General features: G+C 51.8%; 2 protein-coding genes. Both read left to right on the top strand.

Features of this window, described 5'->3' with window-relative positions; translation table 11 throughout:
* The first annotated feature begins 40 nt into the window (after nt 1–40).
* The gene (locus tag MHN31_RS23775) at nt 41–6,661 is read left to right on the top strand and encodes a non-ribosomal peptide synthetase (protein WP_239445504.1); all 6,621 of its coding nucleotides are present in this window, start codon (nt 41–43) and stop codon (nt 6,659–6,661) included.
* Nucleotides 6,662–6,989: 328 nt separating this feature from the next.
* On the top strand, nt 6,990–8,882 hold a 1,893-nt coding region (locus tag MHN31_RS23770), incomplete at its 3' end, for a condensation domain-containing protein (RefSeq protein WP_239445503.1).

Genomic DNA, 8,882 nt, shown 5'->3' with positions numbered 1-8,882 from the left:
GAGCGCACAGGAGCGCACCAACTACCCGTTTAACTTATCGGTGAATGATTATGGCGCAGCCCATGTGTTCAGCCTGGACTTACAAATTGATGAGCAGGTCGAGATCAGCCGCATTGCAGAGTATGTGATGACGGCGCTGAGTCAGCTGACGGACACAACTCAAATACAATCAGTGAGTGAACTGAGCGTATTACCGACGGATGAAGTGGCCAGGTTACTGACGCAGGGTCAGCGCAGCTTAGGCTACGACGACACGGCCTGTATTCATCATTTATTTGAACAGCAGGCAGAGGCAGCACCTGAGGCAACGGCGCTGGTGTTCCAGAACCAATCCATCAGTTACGCCGAGCTAAATAAGCGGGCCAATCAGCTGGCCCATTACCTGCTGAGTGAGCAGCAGATCACACCTGAAACCCTGATTGGGGTGTGCAGCAGCCGCTCGATGGAGATGATGGTGAGCATGCTGGCGATACTCAAAGCCGGTGGCGCGTACGTGCCACTGGACCCGGATTATCCGGCCAGTCGCCTGAGCTATATGGCAGCCGATGCAGGTCTGAAGCAAGTAATTGGGTATGGCAGTGGTCTGACCGTGGCTCAGAGCCTGATGAGCGAACAAGCGGGCACCGCTATAGATATTGCAGCTCTGGCGCTTGATGACTATCCGCAGCACAATCCGGCTCTGGATGAGATCAGCAGCGACAGTCTGGCTTATGTGATTTACACCTCAGGCTCAACGGGTCAGCCCAAGGGCGTGCAGCTTATTCATCAGGGCGCAGTGAACCTGGCTCACAACCAGCAAGCTCGTTTTGCTACCTGTGCCGACAGTAAGGTGTTGCAATTCGCATCCATTAGTTTTGATGCGGCGACCTGGGAGTGGCTGATGGCCTTGATCCCGGGGGGTACCCTGGTGATTGCTGACGAATCACAACGTACGGATGTACAGCAGTTGTCTGAGCTGTTAAAAACGCAGCAGATCACCCATGCGACTTTGCCACCGGCGTTGTTATCGACCATGACCTTGCAGACAGATCTGGCGCTGCAATGTTTAATTGTGGCAGGGGAAGCCTGTGAAGAAAATGTGGTGGCACGCTGGCGGGCACATTATCCTTTCTATAATGCTTACGGTCCGTCGGAGACCTCAGTCTGTGCGACTGTGGGTGAAATCACTGATGACACCATACATATCGGCACACCTTTGTGTAATGTTCAGACCTATGTACTGGATCAGAAACAGACCTTATTACCTCACGGTAGCTTAGGCGAGCTGTATGTCGGTGGTGACGGCCTGGCGCGTGGCTATCTGGGTCAGCCCGAGCTGACGGCCGAGCGCTTTATTAACAATCCATTTTATGACCCCGAGGTGGCTGGCAGCTCGAAACGTCTGTATCGCACCGGTGATTTAGTGCGCTACCTGGCCGATGGCAACCTGGCTTTCGTGGGCCGTGCCGACGACCAGATTAAAATTCGCGGCTTCCGAGTTGAGCTCGGTGAAATCGCTCAGCGACTCAGCCAGCTGACTGAAATTGACTCCGCGGTTGTGGTGGCCAAAAAAGGTGCATCGGGCAATGACCTGGTTGCTTATATACAGCCGACAGATATCGTCACAACTGAGGATCAGAGTGACTTTATCGGTGCGACTTTGGCACAGCTTGCCGCTCAGGTGCCAGAATATATGGTGCCTAAGCTGGCGGTGGTCATCGACGAGTGGCCATTGACGGCGAACGGAAAAATTAACAAAAAGGCGTTGCCTGAGCCGGATAAGGCACTGCTGCAAAATGCATATTGCGCACCGAGAAACAACACCGAAGCCACGCTGTGTGATATCTGGCAGGATTTACTGGGCATAGAGCAGGTGGGAATACAGGATAACTTCTTTACGCTGGGTGGTGATTCCATCATTGCCATTCAGATGGTCGGGCGCGCCAGACAACAGGGTCTACACCTGAACGTGAAACAGCTGTTTGCGACCCCAAGTATTGCGACCCTGAGTGAACATGTTGAATTCAGCACTCGCATCAATGCGCAGCAGGATGCGGTGACCGGTGAGATGCCATTGCTGCCAATCCAGCAGCGCTTCTTTGCAGCAAACCGGGCTACGCCAAGTCATTACAATCAGTCGTTGCTGCTCAGCGCGCCGGGTAATTTAACAAGTCACTTTTCTGAGCTGGTAAACGCATTGGTTGAACGCCATGACGCGTTGCGACTGCGGTTTGCAGAGGTCGCCAGCTTTGTACCACTGTGCGACACGCAGCTGGCCAATATGCATCAGGTAGTTGATTTGAGTAACCTGAACGAGGCGGATTTCAGTGCTGAGGTTGAGCGTCAGTGTGATGCCTTGCAGCGGCAGCTGGATATAGAAAAGGGGCCATTGTGCAAGTTTGTGTATTTTTATGCCGGTGATGATAAGCCTGCACGGCTGTTTATGACCATTCATCACCTGGTTGTAGACGGGGTATCCTGGCGTATTTTGCTTCAGGATCTGGAAACCGCGCTGCAGGCAATCGAAACCGCACAGCCTATCCAGCTGGCGGAAAAAACCAGTTCTTATCAGGTCTGGGGCGAAGCGGTGAATGCGTTGGCGCAGTCCGAGGCATTGAGTGAGCAACAGACTTACTGGCGTGACAGACTGTCTTTGTTCCCGGCTCAGCCTTCAGCCAAAGTAGCGGCCGAGCAGTGGCAAAATGTGTCCTTCTCATTGGATGAATCGGACACCCGGATATTACTGGCAGACTGTCAGCAGGTATTCCACAGTAATGTGGACACGCTGATGCTCAGTGCTTTCCTGCTGGCTTATCAGACCACCTTTGACAGACCTTTGCTGCGTGTTGATATGGAAAGTCACGGCCGGGAAGAAGCCTTGTTTGACGGGCTGGATGTGACTCAGACAATGGGCTGGTTTACCAATCTTTATCCGCTGATCCTCGGGGGTCAGCAAGATGACCTGATCGCAACTGTTAAGTCGGTAAAACAGACGCTGCAACAATTGCCTATGCATGGTTTAGGGTATGGGTTATTAAAGTATATCCGGCAGGACGCTGAGATCTGTGCGTTGGATAAGCGTAGTGTTGACCAGGCAATCGTCTTCAACTATCTGGGTAAACTAGACAATGTGACGGGTACACAAGGTCGTTTGGCAATGGCGCAAGAATCGCGTGGCGCAGAGTCAGCCCCTGAGGCGGCCGACCTGCATCACTTAATGGTCAATGGTCAAAGCCAGGACAATCAGTTGAGATTTGATTTGAGCTTTGCGATGCCAAGTTATTCAGAGGCACAAATTGAGGCATTATCAGCCCGGTTTAAAGCGGTTTTACTTCAGCTGGTAGCCAAGGCCAAAGCCGGTGCTGAGTGTCAGACTTTGATTGTCGAGGATTTCCCGGCAGCGACACTGGAACAGGCTCAGCTGGACTCATTGCAAGCTCAATACTCAGATATTGAAAGAGTGTATGTGGCAACGCCGATGCAACAGGGGATGATTTATCATGATTTGCTACAGCAAGATGCCAGTCTGTATACCACGCTGACACACTTTGAACTTGACGGTGAGGTGGACACACCCGCCATGCAGCAGGCCTGGCAGAATGTGATTGCACGCCATGCAATTCTGCGCACCAGTTTCAGTGTGTTTGATGATGCAGACATTCATCAGGTGGTACATAACAATGCGCTCATTGAGATGGAAGTACTTGACTGGCAACATAAGTCCGCTGAGTTACTGGCAACCCAGCTCAGTGAGTTGCATCACGCCATTAAAGCCAAAGGGTTTGATTTTAATCTGGCCCCGTTAATGAGTCTGACACTGGTGCGTTTGCCCGAGCAAAAAGCCCAGCTTATCTGGTCTCATCACCATGTCTTGACCGATGGCTGGTGTCAGGCCACCTTGTTCTCCGAGGTACTGGGCTATTATCAGAGTCTGACCGGTGGACAGCCTCTGACCTTGCCTCCTGCGGCGAATTACGAGGATTATATTCAATGGTTATGTAACCAAAATAGGGATGATGCGCGGGCTTTCTGGGATGCTGAACTGGCAGGAGTTAGTGCACCGACTACGTTGCAGTTACCTGCTGCGGCCAGTGACGCTCCATGTTATGACGAAATCAAATGGAGTTGCGATGAAACGCTTACCTGTCAGCTGAGTCAATTTGCGCAAAATCAGCAGGTCACAGCGAATGCTGTGCTGCAATTAGTGTGGGCTTATACACTGCACCGCTACAGTGCGCAATCGGATGTATGCTTTGGCACCACCTTATCCGGGCGTCCGCCGGAAGTGGCAAATGTGGAGCAAATGATAGGGCTGTTTATTAATACGGTGCCGGTCAGAGTGCAACTGGACCATCAGGCCAGTATTGGTGCTCAGCTACAACAAATGCATAAGGCACATAGTCAGCGTGAACAGCATAGTTACCTGCCGTTGCCGGAGATATTAAGCTGTGGCGGGCATGGTATTCAGGGGGCAATGTTCGATAGCTTGTTTGTGTTTGAGAATTTCCCGGCCGATCTGCATGATACCGGAGCTCAGGCGCAGCAAAGCGAGGCAAGTCAGTTAGAGGTGAACAGTGCTGCATCGATTGAATACACCAACTACCCGGTTGCCATGACCGCCTCGATGCAGGGAGTATTGAGTTTACGACTGAGCTTCCATGGTCATCAGTATGAGCGTGCCGATATGGAAGGTTTGCTGGGCCACTTTAATACGGCACTGAGCAATCTTATGTCACTCGATGCCACAGCATCGCTTAGTGAGATGGAGATTATGCAACCTCAGGAACAGCAAGCACTGCTCGCAGCACCGAAAATGGCCTATGCCGATGCGCAGTTGCACAGCGTGATTGCGCAGTTTGACCGCCATGTCCGTGCGACGCCTGAGCGTCCGGCGCTGGTCATGGATAATCAAACAGTCAGCTATGCGGAACTGGATAAAATGGCAACCACTCTGGCTGCTCAATTAGTTCATGAATATGGTATACAACAGCGTGACCTGATAGGTTTATGTGTTGAGCGCTCAATCGACACTGTGGTGGGGGTTTTGGCAATTCTCAAAGCCGGTGGGGCATATGTACCGTTAGATCCAAACAGTCCGGCAGAGCGTCTGAACTATATTATTAATGATGCCCACATTGCCCTGTGTCTGGCGCAGCCTCAGTGTGCTGCGGCGCTCGACGAGGCGCAGTGTCAGGTGGTGAACCTGGATGGCAAGGCACTGCTGAGTCAAGACCACTGCTTGACACTTGTGTTACCTGAGGTGTTACTGAGCGACCCAGCCTATGTGATCTATACCTCAGGATCGACAGGGGCGCCGAAAGGCGTGGTTCAGACTCATCGTAATATGGCACGCTTATTCGCCAGTGCGGCGGAGGACTTTTCTTTTAGCAATCAGGACACCTGGTGTTTGTTCCACTCCTATGCATTTGACTTCAGTGTCTGGGAGATTTGGGGCGCGCTTATTCACGGTGGTAAATTGTTGATCCCAACTCATCATCAGACTCGTGATACGGCTGCGTTTGTTGAGTTATGTCAGCAGCACCAACTCAGTGTATTAAATCAGACTCCGAGCGCCTTTGGGGTGTTTGCTGAACATGTGGTTGCGCACGATATCAGCCTGCCGGCACTACGCTATGTGGTATTCGGGGGAGAAGCACTGCAAACACAGCATCTGCAAAGCTGGTGTCAGCATCCGGCAAATGCACAGGCCGAATTGATTAACATGTATGGGATCACCGAGACCACAGTGCATGTCACCTTTGCGCCTATTGCGCGCCAGGAGATTGATCAGATCCACATTGGCAGGCCGCTGGCGGATCAGGCTGTCTATATTCTTGATGCACAGCTGCAACCTGTGCCTGTGGGGGTCGCGGGTGAAATGTATGTCACAGGGGCCGGGCTTGCCGATGGTTATTTGGGCCGTGAGGCTTTGAGTGCCGAGCGCTTTATCGACAACCCGCACTGTGTCGGTATGGGCTGCGAAAAACTGTATAAAACCGGAGATCTGGGTCGCCACCAGCGCGATGGGCGCATGCAGTTCATCGGTCGCATGGATGATCAGGTGCAGATCCGGGGTTTCAGGATTGAACTCGGTGAAGTCACGCATCAGTTAAGCAGTATCACCCATGTAGACAGTGCCGTAGTGATTGCCAGACAGAGCCAGGGAACTCAGGTTCTGCATGCTTATCTGAAGCTGGAACACAGTGTCGATGAGCAGCTGCATACACAGGAGATTGAGCGTATCAAGCGCGCAGCCGCGGCTTTCTTACCCGCTTATATGGTACCTGAACAAATGACGCTGATGCAGGACTGGCCACTGACGGTGAATGGCAAAATCGATAAAAAAGCACTGCCGCAACCGGGCGAAGGGGTGTCAGGCAGCAAGCAGGTTGCACCGTCCACAGAGACTGAGTGTCAGCTGCGGGATATCTGGGCGGAGTTACTGGATTACGATGGTGCACGGATCAGTGTTAATCAGTCTTTCTTTGAGCTGGGTGGACACTCACTGAGCTTAATGAAGCTGGTACAACGTCTGCATCAGGCCTTTAACGTCTCTGTGTCGATTAAAGAAGCCATTGAGCACGCACAAATCGATCAACTGGCGCAGCTCCTGGATAAGAAAATACTGGACTTGCAGCTGAGTGAAATTAACGAAGCTGAGCTGGACGAAGTCGAGTTCTAAGCCGTTATTCCCGGCTGCCAATGGCACCCGGATACCTGTTTATGATTGACAGCCTTGATCTCATGCATGAGATCAAGGCTGCTGTGCCGTGTTTGCACGGATAAAATGTTGTACAACTCTGTTCGAGCAATGCAGTATGAAAGCGCTCAACCCCGCCTGGTTTACGGGTCTTTTCGTTGTCAAGAGAGGTGACTGATCAGTGGCCTTGTCAAATCTTACAGGCAGTCATCACCATCCCGGTTCTGTTATAAATAGTCGTATGTAGTGACCACAGAAGTAACATGAAGTCAGTCTCTGGCGCATGTCTCGACTAACAGGACTTGAATGAATGGTTGAAATCAACAAATTATTAGCTGAACTGGTTGCTCAGGGAGTAGCAGTTTACCTGGATAATGGCAAGCTCAAGGCCAAAGCCCAGAAAGGGGCCCTGACCGCAGAGCATAAAGCGCTTATTAGCGCGAATAAGCATGACATTATTGCAACGCTGTCCCAATCAGCCCCCATTGAGCAGGTTGAACGCATTCAGCCGGTGGCAGAGCAAGAAAAACAACATAGTTTGTCGTTTGCTCAGCAGCGTCTGTGGTTTGTCAATCAACTACAAGGCGGTGGCAGTGAGTACAATATGCCGATGGCGTACTCGGTGTATCAGCCGTTTGATGTATCACGCGCCACGCGTGCGTTGCGCACCATTATCGCGCGTCATGAGATTCTCAGAACGGGCTATGAAGCCAGTGACGAAGGACCCCGGCGCCTGGTACGTGAACAAGTCAGCAATGAGGTGCAGTTTACCGATCTGAGCGCGCTGGCGGAACCCGTGCAACGGGACGAGGTCAAGGCACTGGCGCTGGCCCATGCCGGACGGGAATTTGATCTGCAACACGATGCACTGCTGGATATTCACTATGTCAAACTAACCGATACGCCGTGTGGTACTCAGCCTCATGGTATTTTGCTGTTTAACATGCACCATATCGCGTCCGATGCCTGGTCGATGGACATACTTAAAAATGAATTTATGACGCTGTACAGCAGTGAACAGGGGTTACCCCCTTTATCGGTGCAGTACAGTGATTTTGCTTATTGGCAGCAAAACTGGGCAAAGTCGCAGGACTATCAGGACCAGTTAGCCTACTGGCGTTCACATCTCACGGGCTTACCAGAATTACACAGCCTGACCCCAGATCATCCCAGACCTGCGAAGAAAAAGTTCAGTGGCAAAAAATGCAATCAGACACTCAGTGCTGAACTGACGGAAAAATTAGTAACCATTGCCCGTCACTATCAGTTATCACCCTTTATGTGTCTGCACAGTGCGCTGGTATTGCTACTCCATACTTTTACAGCCAGCCGGGATATTGTGGTGGGCACCACCGTTGCTAACCGGGCTCAGGCCGAAGTGGCGCAGTTAATAGGGTGTTTCTTAAATCGTCTGGTATTGCGGGTGGAGCTCAAAGCCCAGTCCCTGGACAGTTATCTGCAACATATTCGGCAAGTTCATTTGTCGGCTCAGGCCAATCAGGATGTGCCTTTTGAGCACCTGGTTGAGCAGCTCGATGTAACCCGCTCTAATAGCTATACGCCGCTATTTCAAATTCAGCTGACCTGTAATGACAGTGGTTTAGCTGACAGCCCACAGGCGCCGAAAAGCACGCCGTTCAGACCGTATGTGCCCAAAGATATGACCATGACAATTCGCGGTGATATCGATATCCATGCAGAGCTTGGTCAGGAGGGGACCGTGATTGGCTGGTCATATGATGATGCCTTGTACAGTGAACAAAGCATCACGACCATGATGGCACATCTTGAAACTATCTTAGAAAACTATGCCCGTTGTCTGGACACTGAGCATGGATTTACCACTTCTATTGATACTTTGACGGCGCTCAGCGATACGCAGTTTAGTCAGTTACAAACCCAGTTGCCAGTCACGCACAGCGCTTACGACGCGCGCAGTTTGACAGAGCGCTTTGAGCAGCAGGCTGTGCTGACACCGGATGCGATTGCCGTGCACAGTGACACCGAACAACTTAGCTATGCGCAGCTTAATGCGCAGGCGGCTAAACTGGCTGACTGTTTGCAGGAGCAGGGCGTTGAGCCCGGCGATCTGGTGGGCGTTTGTATGCCACGCAGTGCCTGCCTGATGGTGAGCTTACTGGGCGTACTCAAAGCCGGGGCAGCTTATATTCCGTTTGAACCCAGCAACACCAAAGCCCGCAAC

This window comes from Pseudoalteromonas sp. McH1-42 (assembly GCF_022347845.1).
GTDB classification, from domain to species: Bacteria; Pseudomonadota; Gammaproteobacteria; order Enterobacterales; family Alteromonadaceae; genus Pseudoalteromonas; species Pseudoalteromonas rubra_D.
This window is presented reverse-complemented; position numbering and strand designations above follow the sequence as displayed.